The sequence below is a fragment of the Sphingopyxis sp. P1IMeth2 genome, assembly GCF_900185685.1.
GTDB classification, from domain to species: domain Bacteria; phylum Pseudomonadota; class Alphaproteobacteria; order Sphingomonadales; family Sphingomonadaceae; genus Sphingopyxis; species Sphingopyxis terrae_A.
The window spans coordinates 344230-367044 of the sequence record NZ_FYAT01000012.1 but is presented as its reverse complement, the minus strand read 5'-3'; the positions used below and the strand labels follow the sequence as shown (position 1 = coordinate 367044).

The window sequence follows — 22815 nt, the reverse complement described above, 5'->3', positions numbered from 1 at the left end:
CCATTAGGATATGATGGATATCTATATACATAGATCTTCAAAATATTCAAGAGATAGGGTTGATCAACGTCATGGGCAGGAAAGGCGCAATCGAAGTTTGATGCGCTTTCGCCGTCCGACCCAGCGGACGGCGTCGGCGATGTTGGCGAGTTCCGCTTCGTTCAACTCGGCGCGCGTCGTGATGTAGGATGGAATGAGCTGTTCGCGCTCCTCGGCTTCAAGCGGCGTATTTCCGTCATCGTCACCCTCAAAAAGCGGACCGCTCATTCCTTGTCCCACAGCTTGCGCGAGAAATGCGCGAGATAGTCGGCGACGATGCGACGTTTTTGCCCCTCAAGGTCTTCTACGCTCACCGCCTGGTTTTCGAGGCGCATCGTATGATTGAGATGCGCGAGCTCGTTCCTCACCTTGCGCTCGGCCTGTTCGACGAGAATGTCGTCGAGAGGCTGGGTCGGGACAAAGGCATAGACGAGCTGACAGTCGAGCGCTTCGGCCGTCTTGCGCAAGGTCTTGAGGGTGATCGCGCCCGTGGTTTCCGCCTTCTCGATTGCGGATACACGGGACGGGGCCACGCCCATGCGCTCGGCGAGCTGGCGCGTCGTCATGCCTAAAGCCTCCCGAATGGCTTTCGTCCAGCCGCGCGAGGGCGTCAAAATGCGCTCGGCTCGCAGCGGAGAAAGCCGCTTATCGAGGTTCTTTCTGGCGAGTTTGGCTTGCTTGTCGCTCATATATATATGTCCATTTTAGACTATTCTAGCACATATATATATGAACAAAGAAAATAAGATCGCTCATCTATGTATGAGCAAATTTCTAAATGTCGATCATATATATATATGAGCGCAAAGCGAGATCCGAAAAGGACAGCCTTCCTCTGCGGCCCAGCCAAGGCCTCGGTTGACCTCATCTACGGAGGGCGCTCGTCCGACCACGGCGGTCATCATGCGCTTTGCCGCCAGCAACGTGACTGAGCTTGTCGTTCCAGACTTCGGTCATTGGCTGATGGAGAAACAGCCCCGCCAGGCAATCGACGCCATCTGAGCATTTCTCGACAGAAAATAGAGACGTCTAACGCCCGGTACGCGATGCGAAATGCCGCAAGTCTTGCGGCGATTTTCGGGCCTTGCGGGAGAGGAGGGGGAGGTTTTGTTTGGGGTCGATCCGCCGTCATGCTACGATCCATCCGAGGATGTTCGCTATGGAACAAGAAACCCAAGTGCAGGCCGCTCAGCCGGATGCGCCGCCCGAAACCGCTCCGTGCTCGCGCCTGTCCGATCATATCTGGCGTCCCTGGTATGCCAAGCTCTGGTGGGCTTCAATCCCGGTCTATTGGATCGGGATGGCCCTTTCATCGCGAGTGGCCTTGCTGGCGGATTTCTACGACCTCGCCTTGGCCGGCTATCTCAACGTCCTCTTCTTTCCGCCCACCGCGCTGATGGTGCTCGGGCTGGGCTTTGCGCAGGAACGGATAGGCCCGTTCGATTGGTCCGGCGATTATCATCCCTACGAGCGTTTTGGTCCGGAACTTGGACCAAGCGGTCTGCCCTTTTACGCAGATCCGCTCGACCCGCGCTCCGGTCCCTTCTGGATTGGCCACAAGCGGCACTAAAGCTCGCTACTTCATTTGCGCTCCTTGAATTCGGAGTTACCATCCGCCCAGCCATGATTGAGGTCAGTCGAGAAGCCTCCGCTGCTCAGAATCGATCTCTGTTCGATCGATGTCAGCGGACCGGTAATGTCATCCGTCCCGCGGCTCGCATCGGCCTGCCGGAGATAGCGGTTCCGCAGGCCATCACTGCCGAGGACCTCGCGCGATAGAGCAGAACTGAAAGCTTTCTCGGGGTCGGGCGACCTGGCAGCTGCACGCTCGGCCTTGGCGATCGCATCGCGGACGTCATAGTTCACGATATCGAGATTGGCATTGGCTTGCTCGGTCGAGTTGCCCATGTCGCTGCTTGAGGCGGCAAGCTTCATTCCGGATCCGCCATATTGATCGGTGCGAGGCGATTGGCGGCCGCTTGCACGCGGCGCGGCGGTCGCACCCCGGCTTGCGGCTCCCCCCGATATCTCGGCGCCAACCGTCGAACCCATGGTGATGCTGTCGTTCGCGCTCCGCACGATGGACCGGCTCCAGCCTGTCTGGACCATGATCGCCTGCACGTCGCGCTGAAGCGTGTCGGCAACCTGCGGTTTCAGCCGCCAATTGCCCTGGCGGTCCATCTCGAATCCGCCCTTGAGCCATCCTTCCATGGCGCGCTGCCCCTCCGCGCCGCCGCCGAGGAAATGCTCGATCGTGTCGGGTCCGGCCTGTTTGCCCGCCTCGAAGCGCGTGCTTGTGTCGTTCCGCGCAGATTGCTGATAGCTCGCGCTGCTCGACACCAGCAGGTCATTGTTGGCGAAGCTGAAGCGCGCATGGCCGCCGTTGGCGAGTGCGCCATATTGGCTGTCGTTGATGAGGCCAGCCTGGTGGAATTGCGCGGCCTGCGTGGGCGTGAGGTTGAGACCGAGATCGCCATTCTGCGCGAGCGCAAGGTCGCGCTTCGACATGGTGATACCTTGGGCGCGTAGCAGCCCTTGCATGCGGGTCAGCCGCTCCCTGTCGACGATGCTCGTGATCCGCTCGTTGCGCGCGCGATCGGCGATGCCGGCGGCTCCTCCCGCGGCCATGTCCTCCTGGTTGCCTGCCGTGCGGCTGAGCGCCTGGATGAAGCTGTCGAGCTGCGCGGCCTCGCGGGTCGAAACGCCGGCGGCGGCCGCGCCTTGCGCGAACCCGAAATTGTCCGACTGCCGCCGCTGCTCGCCGATCCGCGCCGCCGCCCGAGTACCGCTGGTCCCGACCTCGCGCTGCGCGTCGAGCTTGCCCGACCGCTCGGCGAAGTCGTAGCCGGCTGCCTCGCGGGTGCGGCCATAGATGCTCGTGCCCTCGCGTGCGGCTTCCGCCGTTGCCCCGTCGGCGGTGCCTACCGAAACCGCTGCATTATATTGCTCGAGCGCGCGCATGACCTGCGCTTCATTGCGTCCCGTCGACCGCGCGAGCTGCGTAATCGCGCTGCTGCGCGCCTCGCCCGATAAGGCGTTGATGAACGAGATGCGCCGGGCAGTCTCGTCAAGCGGAAGGCCGAGCATGCCCGCCGCTCCACGCTGGCCCTGGTTGCTGCCGGTCCGCCACGCCTGCTCGGTCGCGACATTCGCACGCTCGACGTCCGCAACGTCTTCCCCTGCGAAGTCCCTGCGTCCCGCCATCGCGCCGGCCTGGACCTGTGCGGCGGTGAGGTCGTTCGTGATCATCTGCTCCTGGTCATAGGCATTGGCAATGAGCTTCGCGAAGGTGGGATCGGCTTGAGCCTCCCCGATGACGCCCGACGCCTTCAGGGCCGCATCCTCCTTCGAATAGCCGTTGCGTTCGAAATGACGCGTCGCGGCCTGCTGCATCATCCCATAGGCGCGCTGATCGCCGAACGCGCGCCATTGCACCAGGTTCTGGGCAAAGGAGGCAAAGGCGCGTTCACCTGCCTCGCCCTTGCCGAAATAGGTCGTGCCGAGCGAACGAAGCGCATCCTGCTGCGCGAACTGGTGGATCGCGCCGGTCGCCGCGCTCGCCTGGACCGCGCGCGCCACGTCCGGATCGGCGAGATCGCGCCCGCCAAGCGCGGGGGCAAGGCCGCCGAGCGCACGCGATCCCTCGATCCCGCCTAGCGCCATGGCTGTACCGCCGGGGGTGCCGGGGCGCTCGCCGAGGATGCGGCCCGCCTCGCCGAACGAGCGGTTGGCGCTGAACGCCGTGCGCTCGCCGAAATCGCCGAAGCTCGACGCCGCCGAGGCGCGGGCGCGTGTCCCGAGCGCGGAGGCTTGCGCCTCTAGCGCCGAGGCTTGGCCTTCAGGGGTGGCCATCGGTGCGGCTGCGGCCGCAGCGCCGCCGGCAATCCCCTGTGCGCCATGGGTGAAGGACGAGAACACGTTCCCGCTGAACCGGAAGATCGTGAACACGAAGGCCCCGGCGATCCCGGCGGCGGCCGTCCGGAAGGTACCGAACACCGCGAGCGCCTTCATGGCCGAGGACGGCGCGAGCAACCAGGCGTTCGCCGCGAGTCCGTTCGCGCGCACCTCTTCGAGCGCCGCCATAGCCCGCCCCAGCGTGAGCTGATGAATGCCGGCATCGATCACGCCCCAGAGCGCGACAAAGACGAACAGCCCGAGCGCGAAGCTTGCGACCCGGAGATTGATGGGGGTCAGGATGAAGAGCAGCGCGACCGGGATCATGAACAGCATGATCCCGAACACCGTCGCCCGGATTGTCGGCATCCATTCATTGGCGACCGACAATGTCGCAAGTCCGTTCGACATGACAGCGCGATTGGCCATCACGCGCGCCGCGCTCGCGGGCGAGTCCTCGAACAGGACATCGCCTACCGTATTGCCGAGCAGCACATGGGTCATGAGTGTCTGGGTGGTAAGAGAGTGGCCGAGCATCATCTGGCCGAGATCGCCAAGCTGCTGTCGGCAGCGCGCCAGCTGCTGCGCGCTGCTGACGTCATAGCCGGTTCGCGAGCAAATCTGCTTTGTGTACCCATCGAAAAGCGTCGGGTCGGACAGGCGATCCGAGATATAGGCCCAAGCGTCCGAACAGCTCATCGTCGAGCCGCCCTTGTCGGCGGCGGTATAGACGGTCGAGAAGGTCGCTGGGCCCGCCATCGCGGCGAAGGCCGCTGGCAGATCCGTCGCCGTGTGAAACAATTTGTCGTCGTCAACGCCATAGGCCGCAGATACCCTGGCAACCGGATAGCATTGCCGGACATAATCCTTGACCGTGGCATCGAGGAAGGTGTCGGTCATCGGCCCGCGCGGGCTCACCGCGTTGAGCAGCAGGTCGAAGCCGTGGCCACCGGCGCCGAACTCGATCTTGGCACCAGGATCGAGCGTATTGTCGTCGATTGTCTCGACAATCGCGCGCTCGATCATGTTCGTGGCGCCCGCCACCAGCACCAGCAAATTGGGGACGTCGCCAACCGGCTGGTAGGCGTTGCGCACCCGGTCATAGACATGGACCGTGCCCGTGGTCGCGATAAGGCCCACGAAGAGGCCGATGCCGAACAGCATCTGGAAGCCGAACCCGACCAAGCTCGTGCCCGAGCCGCGCACGCTCGCGATCACCGCGCCGAGCGCGATCCCGGCGGTCGCGAAGATCAGGACCAACGTCTCATAGCGCGGATCGGCGAAGATCATCGAGACGAGCCGGAACGCGTCGACCGTCTCGGCGAAGCCATTATAGGTGTGGAAGCTCGTGTCGATCGCCCAGGCGGGACCGGCAGCGAGCAGGGCGGGCAGTCCGGCACACAGGCGGAGAAGGCGGCGCATCGCGATCTCCTTCATTGGTTGCGCGAGGCAGCGGCACCGGCAGCGTCGCGCGCATCGCGATCGCGTTCGCGCACCAGCCCTGCATAGCTGGCAGAAAGGTTCGCAGCCGACATGGCGGCGAGGTAGCTCTGCCGCATCTGCGCGCGCTGGCGCAGCACCTCGTCGCGAAGGTCGCGGAGTTGATCGAGGCCCTTGGAGAGAATCCTGGTCTGGCAGACATTGGCGTTGCTTGCGTCGGCGGCGCCCGCCGCGGTCGACCCGCGCTCGGCGTTCGTGACCGTATAATCGATCGTCCGGGTGAGGTCGTTGAGCATCTGGTAGGCAAGGGTCAACGCCACCAGCTCGTCGGTATCGGCGATGACGGAATCGACGACGCCCTGGCGGACACCCCATTCGAGCATGCGGTAGACGGGGAGGGTGCGCACGTTCGCGACGAACTGCCGCTCCTCGGGACTAAGGGCCGCGCGGGTCCGGATCTTGGTGGCGATCGATTGCATCCGCTCGCGCGCCAGGAGGAGCGCGCCGCGGCCGCCGCCATCCTGTGAACAGTCGGCGCCGGTCGGCGGAACGCTGAGCGAGCGGCGCTGGACTTTGCCCGTCAGGAAGTCCTGCGCGCTCTCGCTATCCTGCGCGGGACATTGCGGGATCGCCGTGAAGAGCGGGACCTTGTCCGCCGGATCCCAGCGCATATAGACGTCGCCGACGCGCGCGCGCATCACGCTGGTCCATTCGCCGGCACCGACCCGCGCGGCGGCATGGGCGAGCAGCGAGCCGGTGCGGAAGATGTCGGTCACCTCGCGCGGACAATTCACGAGCGCGTCCTTCAAATCCTCGGTGGGATTGTTGTTGTTCGCCTGGATCTTCTCGCGGCTCTGCTGATAGCTCTTCGCATAACCTTGCTTGATCGAGCGATAGCCCGTCATCTCCTCGATGATCCCCGACATATTGTCGTCGCCCTTGGCGATCTGGACCATGCGGTTTGCGAGGCGGCAATCGTTGACCTGGATCGAGTTCAGGAAGTTGGTCGCCGCCTCCATCTTCGAGATGATGTTGCCCATTTTCTCATCGAGCGTCTCGAGCAGATATTGGAACGCGACCGCCGGCGCCGCCTGGAGGATGCTCTCGAGCTTCTGGACGAGATACTCGGGGTCGAGGAAAGACATGCCGCCGAGGAACATGTCGATGCCGCCGCAGCCCGCGCGCACCTTGGGGAGGCTGATCGACATGAGATAGTCGTTATGAACGTCGACGCGCCCCGACATGCCACCGGCGGTCACATAGCCCCGCGTCTGGTCCTCAAAGCTGCCGGGTGAGGTATAGGTGACATTGTCGAACCAGCTCTCGGCCCAGCTTTGCGCGGACGCTGGCGTGGACGTCAGGGCGAGAGCCGAGATAGCGCAACCGAACAGCAGGCGCGCGCGCTTGAACGCGAAGGACATGGCGGTCTCCGATCGAAAGGGCAGGGGAAGGACGACGCTGAGCCCGCCATTGCTCAGCGCCGTACCGGACGATGCACCGGCGTCCCGACGATGCCGGTGAACTTGGACATGGCGCGGACGCCGACCCCTGGACGCACACCCGTCGTCATCTTGGCCGCGAGATAGAGATTTCGGGCGAGGTTCGCGTCGTGATCAGTCCCGATCGCGATGGGGATCGTGCGATGGGTGTCCGCTAGCGGGCGAACCCAGGCTACCGGATGGCCCACCCAGGGCAGCCCGAGGCGTCCGGAGCGAAGCATCGCTTCCTGGGATCCGATCGTCCGGACCTGCCAACCATAGCGTCGGCCGATTTGAACGAGCTTGGCCCAGAGGTCGGCGCACGGAAGGCATCCGGGCGCGGTGCTCATCTCGATCGTGAAGGCCGTACCATGCCCCCTCAATGTGCTCGTGAAATCCTCCGGGAAGGCGCGGGTCACCGGAACCCGCGACAGCCATGCCTGCATCGCGCCACTATCGCCAACCGGATGGATCGCCGCACGCATCGCGTCTTCGCGCGAGATAGTCTGGGCCGTCGCGGCCGAGGCGAGCGCGATTACGATACCCGGGATACCGAGCAGGATATGGAAGGGGGTCACGGCTCGATACCCGCATTGGTCTCGACGAGATCGCCGCCGATGACGCGGGGGTCCGTGGCTGACACCGGGCCATTGCCGAGCGCATCGAAGAAGCCTGAATCTTCGCCCGGCCCGGTCATGAATTGTTCGGGACGGATGTCGCCGCGCAGCAACCGGACCGCCTGGTAGGCCATCTGCGACAGGTTGGGATAGGCCTCGACGCCCGAGGCGATGATCATGCGCTGCTGGCTGCCCCGGCGGATCACCATGGTGGTCGGCGTCACCTCGACGCCGAAACGGCGGCCGACCTCCGGCCGACTGCCAAGGTCGACGAGCGTGACCTGCCAGCCCATCTCCTCCTGGAAGCGCTGGATGATCGGCCATTGGACGCGGCAATAGCCGCAGGTCGAGCGCGAGAACATGACGAGCGCAAATTCGCCGGCATGGGCCCGCAGATAGCCGCGGCGGATCCCGTCTTTCTCGGCGGTGAGTCCGGAGCGCGCGTCGCCGACCATCGGGTTTGCGGATTTCGAATTGAGTTCGGGATGCTGGAGCATAGCGATTTGCGTTACCCCGGCGAAGGCGCGCGCCTTGCGCCGGGCAAAATCCTGGAGCCGCCAGAAGTCGGCGACCGCGTCGACGGTGAGTACGGTCGCGGCATAGTCGCGCTGCTGCTCGATCAGCTTGCGAATTCGGGGCGGCGCCCAGGTAGCCAGTTCCTTCATCGGCGGGATCACCGGTTTGACGAGCGCCTCGGGATTTTTATCCTCCGCTTCCTTTTGCTTCGGCGCCTCGTACCACCAATAGCCCTGCTTCGCCGACGGAGCACTGGCCGCCGTTTGCGCCGCCGCGACCGTCGGCAAGCCAGCAACGGAGCAGAGAAGCAGGACTGCGCACGGCGAGGGGACCGGCCATGGCCCAGATGGTGGCTGCTTTTCGAAAGCGCGGTGTTTCGAGGTGAGATATGTCATCCCGAGATCGTGCAGATCGATCGAAGGCGCGACAAGAATGTGGGCACTAAAGTGCCGCTTGCATCAACTAAGGACGCCGAGATCAAAACGCTTCTCATGGGGGCAAGATTTTGTCCCTGGGTGCCGTTCCGCGCGTTTTTGAACTCCTGTAAGTTCATAGGGATTTTTATGTCGACATTGGAGTCCCAAGCCGGCTCTGCCGGCACGATCGAAATGGGCACACACATCCTTGGACGATCGGGCAAATAGGATTAAATCATATCCGCTAGGAGTGATGGATTCATGCGAACGACACAGCAGTTCAGCGTAACCCTGCCGAACGACATGGCGGCGCAGGTGCGCGCCAAGGTAGCCTCAGGCGAATATGCCAGCGAAAGCGAAGTGATCCGCGACGGATTGCGTGCGCTCCAGGCGCGCGACCGGGCCGTCGAGCAGTGGCTCAAAAATGAGGTCGTTCCTGCTTATGATGCCTATCGGGCCGACCCGTCGCGGGGCATTCCGCTCGACGACGTGCGAGCGGGCCTTGCTAAACGACACAAGCAAGCCGCCAAGCCCGGTTGAACGTGGGATATCCGATTGTCTTCACGCCGGAAGCGCGTGACCATCTCGATTCTATCTATGTCTATATCGCAGACAACGCCTTCCCGGCTATTGCGCAGCGTTTCACGGACGGCATTCTCGAGCATATCGACAAGCTCACCGACTATCCTCGCCGCGGTACCATGCGAGACGACCTACGCCAAGGTCTGCGGACAACCGCTTGGCGTCGCCGGGTGACCATTCGCACTCGCGGTCGACGAAACCGCGGTGGTCATCGTGGGAATTTTTTACGGTGGCCGCGATTTCGAGACCCTCTTGAGCGAGAACTCCTAAGGTCGCCTGAGCCATGCTTGGCAGCCAAACCGATCGGACCGCTCAGTTGGAGCGGGTCAGATTTCTGAAAGATTGCCTCCTTGCTGATCCACAAAACGGAACAGCCGCGGTGTTGGCCCAAGGCTGAGCCAATTGACTGGCGGCTGAGATTTCTTGTCAACTGCGGCGATCATTCTCATCTTATCACCGTCTTACCTGAAGGACGTTTCCGTGGGTGCGCATGAACCGTTGACCGCAATTGTTTCGGCCCAGGGGCAGATCCCTCTGCCGAAGGCCATTCGCGATCAGCGCCGTTGGCCTGCTGGCACGCGGCTAACGGTCGAAGATACTGCCGAGGGAGTGCTTCTCACGCCGGTCCCGGTTTTCCCCGCTTGCAGCATCGAGGCTAAATTCGGTTCGCTACCGTATAAGGGGCCGCCCTTGTCGATTGATGGCATGCACGAAGCGATATCGCGCGAGGCGAAGCGACGGGCGCGGCGCGGGTAGCTCACCCATTCTAATAGCTCACGCCTTAAATCAGCCGGGCCATTCGCGTGAGCTTCGTGATCGGCAAAAGCCCGAAGTAGCGGCTGTCGAACCCCTGCGGGTGATGTGAGCCGACATAGACCATGCCGGGCGGCACGATGCCGCTCCACTGCATATGATCGAGCTTCATCCCGTTGGATGCAAAGGGGAGGGTGGTTCCCAGCCGGTGGCCGTTACAGAAATAGCGCGCATCCATGGCTGTCCGCGACATGCGTGACGGCATCTCGATCCTGGTGAGCCGGTCGCCCGGCATGCAGAGCGCGAGCTTGGTGACCGACACCGGTTCGGGACCGGCGATCGGATGCCGCAGCTCGAACATCACATAGTCGCCCCGGTGAATGGGACCCGGTGCCTTGCGCACCGCCCAAGCGTCGATCGACGGGCTCATGACGAGAGCGATCCTTGGCAGGACCAGCGCCGCGATCAGCGCGATGGGGAGTATGAGGCCGAGTGCCAGCCAGAGCCGCCGGGGAGCCGCTGGCCTGTCCGGCGCCGGCGCGCCGAGCGCGGTCGCCGCGTCGCGCGGTAGATTTCGCACATGCGGCCAAAGCGCCCCGAGCGCCCTAAAGAGCGCCAAGAAGAGCCTGAGCATGGCGCACCTCCTTCAGCCCACCGAGGCGGGCATATTCCGCGAGCATTCCGGCAAGCGCGCTGTCGCCGAACACCAGGAAAGCGGCACGGGGACTCTCATCGTCGCGTTCGCAATAAGCCTGGGTCGGGTCGCCGGGGATCATTGCCAGCGCCGGTACGCGCGTGACGCCATGCTGCCGGAAGACGATGGGGTCGACGATGATCTGCACATTGCGCATCGCGCAGCCCGGCCCCTCGCATCCCGGATCTAGCCGGAGGATCTCGGCCGAGAGCTTGGCCATCGGGCCAACCTTGCGCATGCCGCCGGGCATACCGCGAAAGGCGAGCACGCCGTGGACTCGCTCGAGCTGCGCGGCATAGGCGCGCAGGACAGGGACCGGCATCGACGAGGATACGAAAAGAACCGGTACCCAGGCATTGACCTCGGCCGCCGGCGCGGCTCTTGCGAGCGCCTTCTCTTCGGATGGCTCCAGTCCCAGCACCTGGCGAAGCCGTTTCGCCTGCGCCTCGCGCTCGACTGCGAGGCTCGCGGCGCCAGCCGCCGCGGCGGCGCGAGCGCGCATCTCCATCCGGGCGTCCGACACATGCTTTCGCAGGCTCTCGAACGCGCGCCGCCTTTCGGTATCGTGACTGTTCTTCGGAAGCGAGGGAGATGCGGTTTGTGGCCCGTCTGCCTTCTGGCGCGAGATCGCACCCTCCACCCGCTCCATGGCAGCGGTGCCTTCCTCTTCCATTCGGGTTCGGGCGGAATCCTGGGCGAGGGCGCCTCCCGCCGCGAGCAAAGACAGAAGGGCGGCGGCGCTATTGCGGCTGAACGGCTTTGAGATACGCATCCACGCGATCCTTCATGTCAATCTGGATTTCGGACTGGGCGCGGGCCTCGATGTCCGCATAATATTCGGAGAGGTCGATCTTGCTGAAATCGAGTGCCTGGAATTCTTCCGGCGTGAAGCCGCGGCACAGCGGCTTTTTGGGCGTGCCCCAAGGATTGCTGTTGAACGACTTGAGCTGGGGGCGGCCCTGTTCCTGGATGATCCGGCCAAGCTTGGTGTTGAAGCAGCAATGCCCGCGCGCCTTTTGGAGGCACACGCCAAGGAAGCTCGATACGCAATAGCTGCCGACCTCATGGCACATGCCCGAGCCGCGCAGCATCGCGGTTTCCATGTCCTGCTGGTCGCAGCCCGAGAACAAGAAATCGATCATGAAATTGATCGCGAGGCTGATCGCGATCGAGGTCGGATCGATGCCGACGATGAGCGCGTTCGCGCCGGCACTCGCCGCCTGACTCGCGGTCGCCCCGGCCTGGAAGGCGGTGTAGGCCGCCTGCATACCCGTGAACACGCCCTTGGCGACCGCGATCTTGGTGCCGATCGACCCGATCGAGGAGCCCATGCCATCCTTCAGGATCTTGCCCTTGTCCTTGCAGCAATCGGACAAGGTCGTGCTGATCCCGGGCGGGCGGCACCGCATGCCGCGCCCGGAGAAAATCTCGATTGCGCCAAGGCAATTGCCATCGGCATCGACCGCTCCGTCGGGTACGGCGCCCGGATCGGCGATCGGCGGTTCCTCCTCGATCGGATGGACCGCGGGATCGGCACATTGATTGGGCGAGCAGGCCGGGATGCCGCCGCTTGTCTTGGTGAGGCAAGCGAACTGGGGCCCTGCCGGGCAGCTATATTGACCGGCCGTGTCGGAGACGCAGGCAACTTCCTGGATCGGGCACAGAAATGCGCCCGAGACGGTCGGCTGGCAATAGGAGATTTCGCCCGGGTCGGACGCATCGCCGCTATTGTTAAGATCGGCGGCGCACATCTGGAGCGATTGCGCCGAGGCTGCAGGCGTCCAGAGCGTCGCGGCGAACGCGAGCGCCATCGTGCCGGTCAGAGCGGACAGGGTCATTGGCCGGTGAGGGATCATCGCACCGTCCCCGTGCAAACGAGATCCGCCCCCGCCAGCCGCACCGACTGCATCATGACGACCGCTTCGGGAAAATCGTCGAGGCAGCCGCACGCCGATACAACTTCCTCACCGGGCCCCGCCGGGCAGCGATTGGCGCCGTCGCAGCTATGATAGAAGATGTCGGTGCCGGTGGGAGCATTCTGCAAGGATCCGACGACGCCTGAAGGCGCCACCCCATTGTTCGCCTTGGGCGCGCGCGTCTTGCAGATCGCCTCGCAGGCCGGGACGCTGCCGCGATCGGGCAGCGAAAAGCCAGTCGTCGAGGTCGTAAACGTCCCATCGCTCTGCCGCACGCGGTCGGCGAGCAGCGTCTCGCTCGAATGATCGATGATATAGGCACCCCGGCCCATGTCCGGTTTGGGCAAGCTGGCGGTATCGATCGCACAGCGATAGCGCCGCTCGCGGAGAAAAAAGGGCCGTGTCAGCGAGACTGTACAGGCGGCGCTCCCGAACAGCCGCGTCTGGGGAAGTGGGCGCAGGCCCGTCGCGACACCATTCCGTAAGGTCAAGACGCCATCGACATCTTCATCGACGAGACGGCAAGCCGGATCCGCGGCATAGCCGGAGCAGAGGTCGACGACGCGCTCGGACTGTTCGCAGCTCGTATCGACGCGGACCTCGACATCGACGGCGCCCCAGCGTTTGCCATTGCCGCCCCGGACGCGCATCGCGACCTCGGCATCCCCCGCCTTGAACGCGGATGTCATGTCGATCGGGGTCGTATTGACGGGATCGAGATCGACCGAACAGTCGCCGGACGGGATGCCATCGCCAAGCCAGGGCCGCTTGCCGGCATAGCCGATGACCTGGCCGTTCAGCCGGGCCTGGACCCAATCGTCGCCGGCGATGCGCGTGATCCGCGCGGATACGATGCGCTCAGGCTTCAGCACGCGGAACAAGGCGGTGTAGGTCGGCGGCGTGGCCGAGCAATTGCCTTCGCCCGCGATCCGGTAGCGCCGGCAGTCCGTCCCGCAGCTCTGCACATATTCAAACGGCCCCGACGCGGTGATGATGTCGTCATAGGTCCAGGATTGCACCGCTACCTCGCGTTCGATGGTACAGGCGCGTGTCTGCTCGACCTTGCCGGCACCGGCTGGTGAGGCGAGCACGGCCTGGAAAACCGGGTTGGTCTGCGATGCGGTGAACGCGTCGCCCTGGATCGCGGACGGATTGGCGCGATAGGCGGTCTGCGGAAGCGCGGGCGCGCCCGTGCAGGCGGTCGCTTCGGCGCCGACATAGCGGATCACCGGCCCGTCGATGACGGCCTCGGCCACGCCATAGCGGGGATCAGCTGTCGTGAGCGCGCCGATCATGCCCCCGCCAAGATCGCGAAGGACCGACGCGAGATTGCCCCAGGCGAGGTTCGCGCCGCAGCTGTTGTTGATGCAATAGCATCCGGCCAATTCGGGAAGGTCGACCTCGGTCAGCTTGATTCCGTGGTTTTGGTCGATGTCCCAGCGGAAGGGCCGGCACTGGTTCCAGGTTCCGGGCGCGCAGGAGATGACCCCGTTCGCGCAAATCCCCGAGACCGGCACGCCGAGGGTCGAGCGGTTGTCGAGGATTCCATCAAGGTCGCTGTCGCGGGCGATACTGACACTGGCGAGATCGCCGCCCGCGCCCGGCTGGACCAGCACTTCCATCAAGGTCGCGGTCTTCCGGCACGCCAGATTCGGCGTGAAGGACTTGCTGTTGTCGACGGTGCTGACGGGCTGGCCGGCGAGGCCGGGCGTCACATAATTGCGCTGGATCGCCCCGCTGTCGCCGCTCTTGGCGCGCGATGCCTCGGCCGCGCTTCGTGCCCGCTCCTCCATCGACTGCGCCTGGGCTGGAGATGAACCTATCAGGGTGGCCAGCGCGGCCGCCACAGCAGACCGGTTCAGGGAGGGGGGCCTGATCCGCCGTGGCGCGGAAGCCGCGCTGGCCGGGTCTGGGGCGATGCCGGGAGGGGAGGGCGGCACCGCCCCAGTTCCGCATGGCCACCGGCGGCCGTCGAGGCCTTGGCGGGCGAACCTCCAAACGAGGCCGGAAAGCCATGCGAAATGATGGAAGGTCGGCGGCCTCATGGCACGGGTATCCCGGCGCAGCAGATGACCTTCTCGAAGAGCATGAACTGGGCATTGTCCTTGCCGGGCGCGTGCTTGGCGCTCGTCCAGAGCGCGCCGGGACGACCGATATTGACGCACTTGCCGCCCTTGACCGGCTCCATGATCTGGAGCTTGTATCGCGACTTGGTCCAGATCGGCTGGGGGACGAAGGAACAACCGTCGGCCGAACTGATTGTCAGCGCACCGAGGCGCCCCATCATGAAGGTGCCGCGCGCGGCGAGACCCGCCCACGCCTCGACGCTGTCGTCGAAATGGATGTCGCCGGCGACGGGATAGGTCGCGCCCCAGCTTCCCATGCACCAGAAGAGCGGATCGATCACCTTGCCGGCTGCCGCGGCCGCGCTGTCGCCCATGCAGGCGAGGCCTGCGGCGGGATTGCCGAACAATATGCCCTCGGGCTGGATGATCGCGCCGAGCGCGCCCGACTGCCAGGTCGGCAGCACCTCGGTAATCAGCGCGACGTCGAACCCGTCATTCTCGAGGCAGGGCAGGTCGGTGAACATGTCGAGCATCGCCCACACCGGCGAGATATAATAATGCATCTGCGCGAACATCTTCCGGGTGTTGGTGCCGTCTGCGATCGACGACTGGCTGCCTTGCAAGCGTCCCCCGGTCGGCATCAGGTCGGCGCCAAGCGCCATCATGCAGCCGGGTTCGGTCACCACGTCGATCATCCGGTTCGGCGACCAGTAGGAGACCTTGACCCCGAACCAGAACTGCACGCCCTTGCGGCAGGCGCAGAGCGGCTTCGACGCCGATTGCGCGTCGAGCGCCTTGTCGAGCTTGTCATAGCTCCCGATCCGGACACCGCCGACGGTGATCGGGAAGATGCAGGTCCAGCGCACCTTGGTGATCGGATTGAAGATGGTGCCCGCCTCGCATTTCGAGGCATGGGCTTGGCTCGGCCAGGCGAGCGAGGCGGCGAGACCGATCAGCAGGCCAACAAGGAATAGTGGAAGGCGGCGCGTCATCTGGGTTCTCCATCCAGCACCCGGCTCTTGGGGCCGAATTCGGTGAGCACCAGCTGCGTGCCCGACTGCGCGACGATCACTGGCGCGGCGCGAAGACCGAGACGCTGCTTCACCCGCTCTTCGAGGATGTAGATTGCCCGGCCGCTTCGTTCGCCGAGTGCGATCGCATCGCCGCTGTCGGAGCCGAGTGCCGTAAGCAGGATGAAATCCGACGGACCCGCAACCCGGAGCGCCCAATCCAAATCGCGCGGATGGACGATCACCAGGCGCTGCGGCAGTTTCACATAAGTGAGCGGATTGAAGGTGAAGCCCTTCGGATAGACCATGCGTCCATCGGGGAGCTTGATGTCGAATTCGAGCGTGTAGAAGGGCACCATCTTCCGCACCCGGTCCGCCGGTGCCGGAGGCAGCGCGGCCGCCTTGAGGGCGCTCCAGCGGCTACGCGGCCCGAAGTTCTTGCTCATGTCACTGGGCAGTGTGGCCACCTTGGCGTCGATCTCGGCTAGCGCGTCGGGTTCCGCGATCGCCCAGGTGCGCCCGACTGTGCTGTTTCGCGTGGCGATGACCGCTGCAGCCGCGCCGCTCGCGATTGCGCCGCTCGCGAAAGCGACGAGCAGCCAGGTGCGCCGCCGCGCGGGAGCTTTGCGGCTATTGCCCATGGCGCCGTCTCCAATGATGTGCGGGCGGGTCGGGAAATCCGATCAGCGACAGGGCCAATGCCGCCACTGCGAGCGGGGTCAGCACCCAGATGAGCTGCCGCTCGTCGGATCCGGGAGCCGCCGCGAGAAGCAGAAGCAGGCTCTGCACCACCAGGAGGAGGAATCCGCCAAGCGCCATCCGCACCGCCTGCTGTGACGGGGACCCCGAGATGAGCCCGTTCATCGCCGCCACCATTGGCGCAGCCGCGTCAAGGTCCTGGCAGCCCAGGCCGAGAGCAGCAGCAGGGTCAGGCCGGTCGCGAAGCAGGTCGCGGCAACGAGCACGCTGGCGCGCAGCACCATCATCGTCGGCTGCTTGAGCAGGAGTCCCGCGACCAGCACGAGCGCGCCCATGATGAAGGTCTCCACTGAGATGAGCCGGAAGCGCCAAAAGAAGGATTCGGTCTCGAAGCGCGCCGCTAGCCGTTCCTCGACCAGCCGGTCGACGATCTCCATGTCCGCCACGGTGAGTTCGAGCGTTTCTGCAGGCGGGGCGGGGTGGGCGGCCATCATGCGACATCCCGCATCGATGGACTTCTATCCGCCGCGCCCTCGATCTCATCCGGGTCGACCCCGGCCAGCCGGCAAACCGCTTCGAGCGGCGAAAGGCCTTGTCGCATCAGCGCTTCGAACGCCGCGACCTCGTCGGGCGCCGAGGTGTTGATCCAATAGGAGAAGGGATCGACCACGAGCCGCGCGATGCCGAGTCCGAGCGGCGAGTCGATGAAGACTTCCGAATAATTGGGTTTCGAGTTCCGGACTGACTTCAACAGGTCGAGAACGAATCCTGAATAATCGAGGATCTTGTTATCGACGGCGCGATCATAGGTGGATCCCTGGAGCAGGAACCGCGTTGCGGCATTTTCGAGGATCACCTGTCCGGTACCGCCGAACAGCGCCAGGTCGTTCATGCTCTGCAGCACGATTCCGAACGATCCTCGATATTTGCGTGCGCGGCGATAGCCCTGCCCGAAGGCCTCGGCGAGGCGCGACAAGTCCTGGCCCTCGGTCCGCGTCATGAATTGCGCGGCTTCGTCGCAAAGGACGAAACGCGGCCGATCGCGCGCCGAGAGATAGAGCTCCTGAGTCACCGCGTTGACGACAACCATCACGATGACATTGAAGAGATCGGGCATCGCCTTCAGCCGCTCGAGCTCGAGGACGACAAACTCGTCGGACCGAATGTCGAGAGTGGAGGGGCCGTTGAAATAATGGCCATAAGCCCCGTCCGACCCGAAATCGCGCAGGTTGAAGGCGAGCTCGCGCGCGGTCGGCACGAGATGCTCGACGCGGTCCAGCCCGGACTCCACCCGCTCCGGATAGGTGCCGAGCCAATCGCGCACGGCATCGATGCCATGATCGGCGCGGCCCGTGTCGATCGTCCACTGGACCGCCGACTTCAGCAAATTCCATTCGGAGGTGGTGACGCCCTTTCGCGTCGCGGCGTTCGCCATCTCGGCAACGATCGCGACCGCCATGCTGATCGCGGACTGCTTGTCGTCGCCGTCGAGCGCGAGGCCCATGTCGAAGGGGTTGAGGACGAGGCGTTCCTCACCGATGTCGATATAGCGGCCCGAGCACAGAGTGCAGAGCTTGCGATAGCTGCCGCCGATATCGATGATGCGGATGAGCGCCCCGCCGGCATAATATTGCTGGCAGAGATTGTTGAGGAGGAAGCTCTTGCCCGCGCCGCTCTCGGCCGACACGATGAAATTATAATTGTTGATCCTTGGGTCGAAGAGATCGAGCGTGATGAGCTGACCCTTGCGTCCCGTGTAGAGCAGCGATGGCCGCCCGCCGCCCCGGAAGTCCGTCTGCACCGGCGCCAGCAGCACCGCCGCCTTAACCGGCATCCGGAAGTCGCGCTCGAGGAGCCTCAGCGTCGTGCGATCGGGATAGAGCCCGAACGGCAGGCTCATCACCAACAGTGTCGGGTTGAGATAGCTTTCTTCCTGCATCGAGAAGGGCAAGGGCTCACCTTCCCAAAGACGCTTCGCGCGTGCGGCCATTTCGCGAGCGTGGCCGCGGTCGCGCCCGAACACCCAGAGGCATGGGATCACCCGGACGAACTTCGAATTTCCGGCCTCATCGAGAATCCAGCCGATCTCGTCGATCTGCTTGCCGACCTCGACGGCGAAACTTCCCGCCGCCTTTTGCGCCGACAGAATCTGCGCGCGCTTGTGAATCTCGAACTGCGAATGATCGAAAAGGATATTCAGCGTGTAAAGGAACGGGCCGCCGATCTGGTCGCTGTCTTCCGACGCGCCCCGCATCCCCCCCAGGAAACGATTGGCGCGCTCGGCGGTGATCCGCCGCGCCGGCGCCTTCGGCGTAAGGCACCGCGCGACCTGGTTGCCGAGGAACACCTCAGGTCCTTCGAATAGGAGGTCGGGACCGGCATCAATGATCTGCTTGGCGATCGGCGGCGCCCCGACCGTGGTTCCGTCGGCGAAGACGCCCGGCGCGGCGTTGGCGACACCGTTGAAGATTCGCCGATAGAAGCCAATCACCTCTTCCGGCGCCAAGCGCCGGATACCCAGCTTCGAGAGCTGCTCCTCGACCTGCCGGCGCAGATCCTCGCCGAGCGGTCGCCGCGTCTTGATCGAGAGAAGGGTCCGAAAGTTCCGGACCGGAATACCATGCAGCGCGTCGAGGCCATGGCGTCCCGCGCTCAGGTAATCACGCGTCCGGCGCGCCGAGGCCTGGATCAGGGGATCGTCCCTGGTCTTGAGGTCGAGAAAAGCGTCGAGCGCCTCGTCGATGAGCGGATCGGCGAAGGTATGGATCTGGAGAACCGTGCCGTCCGGGAACTGGATGTTCAGCAATCCCTGCAGCGCACCCTGGACATGGCTGAACATATAGGCGGTCGGGATGATCTCCCATGCGTGCCCCCAGCTATCGTCGATGCAAAGGAAAGCCTCGCTGCCTGCGTCCCATGCAACCATCGGGAGAAAGTTCGAGAAACTGTCCCGCTGCACAGCGCTGCGCATCCGCGAGAAGCTGAGGTGCGATGGCTGCCTGCTCATGACCGGGGCTCGGTGACCGGTATGGCGGGCGTGCTAGCGTCCGAATGAGAAGCCTCCTTGACCTGCGACAAAATGGGGGTTTGGGGTGCGCGAGCAGGCGAGGCGACGAGCGCGCCGCCGACAACCCAGGTCGGCTTGTCGAGCACGGAATAGATGTAGCGCGGCATATAGAGCCGGTCCGGCCGCTGCCGGTCGGCATAGGGCAGGATCAAGGTCCGCACCGTCCGCGCCGGCCGCAGCATCGGGGTCACGGGCGCATCGATCAGGCCCTTGAGCTCGTGGTAGACGCTGTCCTTGTAGCTGCCATAGGCGGTCGCTCCTGTCCGGCCGCGCGCTTTCGCGGCTGTGACGCCATCGCTTATGCTGCGCAGCATTTTCTTGTCGTTGGTCACCGCCGGATCGGACTTGGACCGCGCCCCGGCAACGGCATCCTCATAGGCGCGTTCGGGATGGATGCACTGGCCATGATCGTCGTTCTTGCAGTCGAACTTTTCCGAATAAGGCGACATCAGAGCGCCGACGCTGGCACAGCCCGAGAGGGCCGCAGCCATCGCCAGGGCAGGCAGAGTGGACGACGAGATATGGAATTTCAGGGCCATTGCGGTCTCTCCCTTGGGCTTGGATGAGGGGCGCATCAGAACTTGCTCCCCACGGACGGCTTGATTTCGAGCGCGATGCCCTCCTGGATGACCACGACGACCTCCTTGGCGGCGCCGACCTCAACGACCGGACCGGCTTGCCGGGCAAGGTCGAGGTAGAAATCGGTGAGCTTGTCCGAGGATTTCGAGAGGCCGCCGGTGATGCCGGCCTTGGCGGCGTCGCCGGCATCAAGGCTGCGGACGCTGCCGAGCGCGGATGTCGACAGGCTGCCGAAGGTGCCCTCGACCGTCTGAGAAATTCCCGCGATCGTCCCGGCGATGAAGGAGCGGGCGAGCGTCGCGCCGGCGCGCGTCACGACCTTGCCCGACAGGCCCTTCTTGCCATCGGCATCGACGAAGAATCCCTTGATGGTCTGGTCGACCACCGCATGCTCATCGAAATCGACGCATGAGATCGATACGAGCTGGACCTCGACCCGCTCCTTGGCGAGGCTGCCGGTCGCATTGCCGATCACGAAGCAGCCCGCGAGATTCGCCTTGACGTCGTTGGGCAGGACGGCGGGTGCCTGGACGCGCGCGATGATTGGCTCTGGATTATTGGTCGCGTCCTTGCTCGCCAGCGCGTCGATCCCGGTCAGGAGCCGCGCCCGCATGAAACCAGGCGGCAAATAAATCGTCCGGTTCGCTTTTTTTGAGCGAGCCCCGCTGGCCGCGCCTCCTTCGGGAACCGGCGCCGAAGTCGCGGCGCCGATCGCGCCGATCTGCCGTTCGGTAGGAGGCGCCAGTGGCGGCGCCGGGGCGGTCGGCGCCGCGGGCGGGGGCGGGATCGCGCCCGCCTCGGCATTCGCTTCGGACGGAGCGGGTGGATAGGCCGGGGCTTCGCCTGGAAGGGCGGGCGGCAGGCCATCGTCCGCGCCGCCCGCCCCGGGCATGCCATCCGACATGCTGTCGGGCGCAACCTTGCCTTCCTCGATAGCTGTGACCCGGTCGCCGAGCAGCGTCTGCCCGTCGAGAATCTTTTGGAGGTCTCCGCGGAGCTTCACCTCGAGGCTGTCGCCGCGCAGGCCCGCGCCCATGTCAAGCTTCGAGGCTTCCGGCGGCTTCGGTGCCTCGGCATCCTTGGACGAACTCGCGGTGTAAAGCCCGAACCCGATCACCGCGATGGCCGATACCACCCCCGCCTGCTTGGCGCGGAGTTGCTGCCGCGACGTCATGCGGTCCCACTGGGCCCGGAAATCGAACAGGGCCGGACCACGCGATCCCTCGGTCGAAAGGGTGTCGCGGGCGTGCGCTTCATTGCCCGGGGCGACATTGTCGGTGCCCGCACTCATGGCTGCGCACTCCGGCGAACAACAACCAGGCGCGCAGTCTCTCCCGCAGTGAGCGTTAACCGGTCGAGCGTTACCGAGAAGATGTCGGCACCAAAAGCGCCATCGAGAAAGTCGCGCTCGTCGAGCGAAACCGCGTCGGCTGCGTTGAGCAGATATTCACTGGCCGAGAGTCCCGCGCCCTCGATTTCGAGACGACGCCGCTCGGTCAGTTTGACCTGCGGTAGGTCGCCGATGGCGATGGCCTCGCGTGTGGGAGCGACCTCGGTGAAGGACGCAGGGACACGGTCCTGCAGGATCGCGAGCGCGATGCCCACGGCGCGTTCTTCTTCGACGAGCGGCGCGAGGAGAGCGTCATTGGCGCGGGCGCGCTGGGCGGACCCAGGAACCAGCGTCACTGTTTGCGCCGGGATGTCTGCGGGTTCCGCATAGAGCGGATAGATCGCACCGTTGCAGGACACGAAGAACTCGGATGGCGTCGTCACATAGCTGCGGGTCTTGGCGCCGGCATCGTCCATTTCCTGCACGAGGAATTTGATCCAGGCGTCGGACCCGCCGCGCTCGACCGCGAGACCCTTTTCGGTGGAGAATTTCACATCCTCGATCTCGCCGCCGAGGCATACGACATGGTTCACGTCGCGATTGGAGAGTCGGATGCGGCTGGTCTGGTCGGGGAGCGCCGAGACCGACTGGGCGAGAGCAACTGACGGCGTCAGCAGGACGCCGAGGAGGCAGGTGAGCCTCCGGCGCTTACCGGATATCGGCATTGAAATTCTCCTCCTGGAGGGCGGTCAGCCAGAAACGGCCATTTTCGGTCGCGTAGCGAATGCGCAGATTGCCGCGGAACTTGCGGATTACGCCGCCGATCACACGGACCTTTTCGACGGGCACCAATATCTCGGTGGCCGTGTAGGTGACGGGCTGGTCGCCCCGGATATAGGTCGAGATCGACAGTGTCGGATTATTCTCGAGCTCGCCAAGCAAATGGCTGAGACTGTCGCGAAGCGCGTTGTAGGCGCTTGGATGGACGATCGTCAGCAGTTCCTGGAACTGCCGGTCTGCCGAATAGGCGGAATAGGTTCCCGCGAGGCTGACGATATTGAAGGTGATCGTGCGGAGATAGGTTTCCGAGGGCTTGCTGCCGGTGACATAAAGGTCACCGGCAGCGCCGAACGGAACGATAACCGTGCGCTGACCCTGGTTCGTCGAATAGATGACGGTGCCAAGCACCATGCTTACGCCGAAGAGGCCGGCGATCGCGAACTTCAGCAACCGGTTCTCCTCGAAGAGATTGGCCGATCCCTGGAGATAGCGGTGCAAATGCCAGCTCGGGCGCGTGTCGCCAATCATGTCGGCGCTGTCCTTGCGTCTGAAGAAACCTGCCATCGGACCTACTCGAAGAAGCGGGTCTGAGTCGGACCCGGGTAGAAGCGGAAGCGGATGAGACCCCAGCGCCAGGCGAGGTGCGGAATGAAACCGCGCGGTTTGGTGCGCTTCCACGGAAGGAAAAGGAGAAGGGCGCCGATGAGTCCCCAGCCGATCAGGCCGCCGACGATGACCGCGACGAAGATCGTGCTCATGACGACGACAAATTCCTGGGCGTCGAACCAGAGAATCTGGACCGGTCGATGCAGGAACTGCGGCAGACGTTCATCCAACGTCCTTCTCCCATGCTTCATCACGCGTCGGCGTGACATCCCGGAAATGACCACCACTCCCGGTTCCGGATGACGCGTCGATCGCCGGGGCCACCGGCGAGCG

General features: G+C 64.3%; 24 protein-coding genes. 4 read left to right on the top strand and 20 right to left on the bottom strand.

What is annotated here, in order from left to right; genetic code table 11:
* Positions 1-69: 69 nt before the first annotated feature.
* Both P1IM2_RS08530 and P1IM2_RS08525 read right to left on the bottom strand, forming a co-directional pair.
* A complete protein-coding gene (locus P1IM2_RS08530) occupies positions 70-267 on the bottom strand; it encodes a hypothetical protein (protein WP_260833963.1) in 198 nt (65 codons plus the stop codon).
* The gene (locus P1IM2_RS08525) at positions 264-728 is read right to left on the bottom strand and encodes a mobile mystery protein A (protein WP_186402158.1); all 465 of its coding nucleotides are present in this window, start codon (positions 726-728) and stop codon (positions 264-266) included. Before P1IM2_RS08525 ends, P1IM2_RS08530 begins: the two co-directional genes overlap by 4 nt.
* 470 nt (positions 729-1198) lie before the next feature.
* On the opposite strand from P1IM2_RS08525, the gene P1IM2_RS08520 reads away from it, so the two are divergent.
* Positions 1199-1609 carry a hypothetical protein gene (locus P1IM2_RS08520; RefSeq protein ID WP_260833962.1) on the top strand — a complete coding sequence of 137 codons (411 nt, stop codon included), beginning with the start codon at positions 1199-1201 and terminating at the stop codon, positions 1607-1609.
* Between the two features lie 11 nt (positions 1610-1620).
* Here the strand turns inward: P1IM2_RS08520 and P1IM2_RS08515 are convergent, their stop codons facing one another.
* The 4 genes from P1IM2_RS08515 to P1IM2_RS08500 all read right to left on the bottom strand — a co-directional run bounded on the left by P1IM2_RS08515 (position 1621) and on the right by P1IM2_RS08500 (position 8379).
* Positions 1621-5355 carry a conjugal transfer protein TraG N-terminal domain-containing protein gene (locus P1IM2_RS08515; protein WP_186402157.1) on the bottom strand — a complete coding sequence of 1245 codons (3735 nt, stop codon included), beginning with the start codon at positions 5353-5355 and terminating at the stop codon, positions 1621-1623.
* Positions 5356-5366: 11 nt separating this feature from the next.
* Entirely contained in the window at positions 5367-6794 is a 1428-nt protein-coding gene (locus P1IM2_RS08510) for a conjugal transfer protein TraH (RefSeq protein WP_186402156.1), read from the bottom strand.
* A 53-nt stretch (positions 6795-6847) separates the two neighbouring features.
* Positions 6848-7336 carry a hypothetical protein gene (locus P1IM2_RS08505; RefSeq protein WP_260833981.1) on the bottom strand — a complete coding sequence of 163 codons (489 nt, stop codon included), beginning with the start codon at positions 7334-7336 and terminating at the stop codon, positions 6848-6850.
* An 89-nt stretch (positions 7337-7425) separates the two neighbouring features.
* Entirely contained in the window at positions 7426-8379 is a 954-nt protein-coding gene (locus P1IM2_RS08500) for a conjugal transfer protein TraF (protein WP_186402155.1), read from the bottom strand.
* Between the two features lie 282 nt (positions 8380-8661).
* Here P1IM2_RS08500 and P1IM2_RS08495 point away from each other — a divergent pair, with 282 nt between their 5' ends.
* The 3 genes from P1IM2_RS08495 to P1IM2_RS08485 all read left to right on the top strand — a co-directional run bounded on the left by P1IM2_RS08495 (position 8662) and on the right by P1IM2_RS08485 (position 9738).
* Positions 8662-8940, top strand: coding sequence for a type II toxin-antitoxin system ParD family antitoxin (locus P1IM2_RS08495; protein ID WP_186402154.1), 279 nt, complete (start codon positions 8662-8664; stop codon positions 8938-8940).
* A gap of 2 nt (positions 8941-8942) precedes the next feature.
* Positions 8943-9320 carry a type II toxin-antitoxin system RelE/ParE family toxin gene (locus tag P1IM2_RS08490; RefSeq protein ID WP_260833961.1) on the top strand — a complete coding sequence of 126 codons (378 nt, stop codon included), beginning with the start codon at positions 8943-8945 and terminating at the stop codon, positions 9318-9320.
* Between the two features lie 142 nt (positions 9321-9462).
* Positions 9463-9738 carry an AbrB/MazE/SpoVT family DNA-binding domain-containing protein gene (locus P1IM2_RS08485; protein WP_186402524.1) on the top strand — a complete coding sequence of 92 codons (276 nt, stop codon included), beginning with the start codon at positions 9463-9465 and terminating at the stop codon, positions 9736-9738.
* 25 nt (positions 9739-9763) lie between these two features.
* Here the strand turns inward: P1IM2_RS08485 and P1IM2_RS08480 are convergent, their stop codons facing one another.
* The 14 genes from P1IM2_RS08480 to P1IM2_RS08415 form a co-directional block, all read right to left on the bottom strand.
* The gene (locus P1IM2_RS08480) at positions 9764-10369 is read right to left on the bottom strand and encodes a S26 family signal peptidase (RefSeq protein WP_186402153.1); all 606 of its coding nucleotides are present in this window, start codon (positions 10367-10369) and stop codon (positions 9764-9766) included.
* A complete protein-coding gene (locus P1IM2_RS08475) occupies positions 10341-10937 on the bottom strand; it encodes a type-F conjugative transfer system pilin assembly protein TrbC (protein WP_313906812.1) in 597 nt (198 codons plus the stop codon). The genes P1IM2_RS08480 and P1IM2_RS08475 overlap by 29 nt, the downstream gene beginning before the upstream one ends.
* 232 nt (positions 10938-11169) lie before the next feature.
* Positions 11170-12240: a conjugal transfer protein TraN gene (traN, locus tag P1IM2_RS08470; protein WP_260833980.1), complete on the bottom strand. Its 1071-nt coding sequence runs from the start codon at positions 12238-12240 to the stop codon at positions 11170-11172.
* 41 nt (positions 12241-12281) lie between these two features.
* Positions 12282-14138, bottom strand: coding sequence for a hypothetical protein (locus P1IM2_RS08465; protein ID WP_186402150.1), 1857 nt, complete (start codon positions 14136-14138; stop codon positions 12282-12284).
* 248 nt (positions 14139-14386) lie between these two features.
* Positions 14387-15403, bottom strand: a complete 1017-nt coding sequence (locus P1IM2_RS08460) for a TraU family protein (RefSeq protein WP_186402149.1) — start codon at positions 15401-15403, stop codon at positions 14387-14389.
* Positions 15400-16062 (bottom strand): conjugal transfer protein TraW, encoded by a 663-nt coding sequence (locus tag P1IM2_RS08455; RefSeq protein WP_222103010.1) that lies wholly within the window; start codon positions 16060-16062, stop codon positions 15400-15402. Before P1IM2_RS08455 ends, P1IM2_RS08460 begins: the two co-directional genes overlap by 4 nt.
* Positions 16052-16285, bottom strand: a complete 234-nt coding sequence (locus P1IM2_RS08450; RefSeq protein ID WP_186402148.1) for a hypothetical protein — start codon at positions 16283-16285, stop codon at positions 16052-16054. The genes P1IM2_RS08455 and P1IM2_RS08450 overlap by 11 nt, the downstream gene beginning before the upstream one ends.
* On the bottom strand, positions 16282-16614 hold the full coding sequence (locus P1IM2_RS08445) for a hypothetical protein (protein ID WP_260833960.1): 333 nt from the start codon (positions 16612-16614) through the stop codon (positions 16282-16284). The genes P1IM2_RS08450 and P1IM2_RS08445 overlap by 4 nt, the downstream gene beginning before the upstream one ends.
* Positions 16611-19127, bottom strand: a complete 2517-nt coding sequence (locus P1IM2_RS08440) for a TraC family protein (RefSeq protein ID WP_186402147.1) — start codon at positions 19125-19127, stop codon at positions 16611-16613. Before P1IM2_RS08440 ends, P1IM2_RS08445 begins: the two co-directional genes overlap by 4 nt.
* Positions 19124-19726 (bottom strand): TraV family lipoprotein, encoded by a 603-nt coding sequence (locus P1IM2_RS08435; RefSeq protein ID WP_186402146.1) that lies wholly within the window; start codon positions 19724-19726, stop codon positions 19124-19126. Before P1IM2_RS08435 ends, P1IM2_RS08440 begins: the two co-directional genes overlap by 4 nt.
* Before the next feature lie 35 nt (positions 19727-19761).
* Positions 19762-21057 (bottom strand): TraB/VirB10 family protein, encoded by a 1296-nt coding sequence (locus tag P1IM2_RS08430; protein ID WP_186402145.1) that lies wholly within the window; start codon positions 21055-21057, stop codon positions 19762-19764.
* The gene (locus P1IM2_RS08425; protein WP_186402144.1) at positions 21054-21821 is read right to left on the bottom strand and encodes a type-F conjugative transfer system secretin TraK; all 768 of its coding nucleotides are present in this window, start codon (positions 21819-21821) and stop codon (positions 21054-21056) included. The genes P1IM2_RS08430 and P1IM2_RS08425 overlap by 4 nt, the downstream gene beginning before the upstream one ends.
* Positions 21805-22404, bottom strand: a complete 600-nt coding sequence (locus P1IM2_RS08420; RefSeq protein WP_222103009.1) for a type IV conjugative transfer system protein TraE — start codon at positions 22402-22404, stop codon at positions 21805-21807. The genes P1IM2_RS08425 and P1IM2_RS08420 overlap by 17 nt, the downstream gene beginning before the upstream one ends.
* Before the next feature lie 41 nt (positions 22405-22445).
* Positions 22446-22712 carry a hypothetical protein gene (locus tag P1IM2_RS08415; RefSeq protein ID WP_058539826.1) on the bottom strand — a complete coding sequence of 89 codons (267 nt, stop codon included), beginning with the start codon at positions 22710-22712 and terminating at the stop codon, positions 22446-22448.
* Positions 22713-22815 lie beyond the last annotated feature (103 nt).

Coding starts and splice junctions, on each gene's coding strand:
- P1IM2_RS08530 (WP_260833963.1), bottom strand. CDS start 267: ATGAGCGGTCCGCTTTTTGAGGGTGACGATGACGGAAATACGCCGCTT.
- P1IM2_RS08480 (WP_186402153.1), bottom strand. CDS start 10,369: ATGCTCAGGCTCTTCTTGGCGCTCTTTAGGGCGCTCGGGGCGCTTTGG.
- P1IM2_RS08420 (WP_222103009.1), bottom strand. CDS start 22,404: ATGATTGGCGACACGCGCCCGAGCTGGCATTTGCACCGCTATCTCCAG.
- P1IM2_RS08500 (WP_186402155.1), bottom strand. CDS start 8,379: ATGACATATCTCACCTCGAAACACCGCGCTTTCGAAAAGCAGCCACCA.
- P1IM2_RS08495 (WP_186402154.1), top strand. CDS start 8,662: ATGCGAACGACACAGCAGTTCAGCGTAACCCTGCCGAACGACATGGCG.
- P1IM2_RS08450 (WP_186402148.1), bottom strand. CDS start 16,285: ATGAACGGGCTCATCTCGGGGTCCCCGTCACAGCAGGCGGTGCGGATG.
- P1IM2_RS08525 (WP_186402158.1), bottom strand. CDS start 728: ATGAGCGACAAGCAAGCCAAACTCGCCAGAAAGAACCTCGATAAGCGG.
- P1IM2_RS08455 (WP_222103010.1), bottom strand. CDS start 16,062: ATGGGCAATAGCCGCAAAGCTCCCGCGCGGCGGCGCACCTGGCTGCTC.
- P1IM2_RS08520 (WP_260833962.1), top strand. CDS start 1,199: ATGGAACAAGAAACCCAAGTGCAGGCCGCTCAGCCGGATGCGCCGCCC.
- P1IM2_RS08475 (WP_313906812.1), bottom strand. CDS start 10,937: ATGGAGATGCGCGCTCGCGCCGCCGCGGCGGCTGGCGCCGCGAGCCTC.
- P1IM2_RS08430 (WP_186402145.1), bottom strand. CDS start 21,057: ATGAGTGCGGGCACCGACAATGTCGCCCCGGGCAATGAAGCGCACGCC.
- P1IM2_RS08465 (WP_186402150.1), bottom strand. CDS start 14,138: ATGGAGGAGCGGGCACGAAGCGCGGCCGAGGCATCGCGCGCCAAGAGC.
- P1IM2_RS08440 (WP_186402147.1), bottom strand. CDS start 19,127: ATGAGCAGGCAGCCATCGCACCTCAGCTTCTCGCGGATGCGCAGCGCT.
- P1IM2_RS08460 (WP_186402149.1), bottom strand. CDS start 15,403: ATGACGCGCCGCCTTCCACTATTCCTTGTTGGCCTGCTGATCGGTCTC.
- P1IM2_RS08445 (WP_260833960.1), bottom strand. CDS start 16,614: ATGATGGCCGCCCACCCCGCCCCGCCTGCAGAAACGCTCGAACTCACC.
- P1IM2_RS08505 (WP_260833981.1), bottom strand. CDS start 7,336: ATGCGTGCGGCGATCCATCCGGTTGGCGATAGTGGCGCGATGCAGGCA.
- P1IM2_RS08510 (WP_186402156.1), bottom strand. CDS start 6,794: ATGTCCTTCGCGTTCAAGCGCGCGCGCCTGCTGTTCGGTTGCGCTATC.
- traN (WP_260833980.1), bottom strand. CDS start 12,240: ATGGCGCTCGCGTTCGCCGCGACGCTCTGGACGCCTGCAGCCTCGGCG.
- P1IM2_RS08515 (WP_186402157.1), bottom strand. CDS start 5,355: ATGCGCCGCCTTCTCCGCCTGTGTGCCGGACTGCCCGCCCTGCTCGCT.
- P1IM2_RS08425 (WP_186402144.1), bottom strand. CDS start 21,821: ATGCCGATATCCGGTAAGCGCCGGAGGCTCACCTGCCTCCTCGGCGTC.
- P1IM2_RS08435 (WP_186402146.1), bottom strand. CDS start 19,726: ATGGCCCTGAAATTCCATATCTCGTCGTCCACTCTGCCTGCCCTGGCG.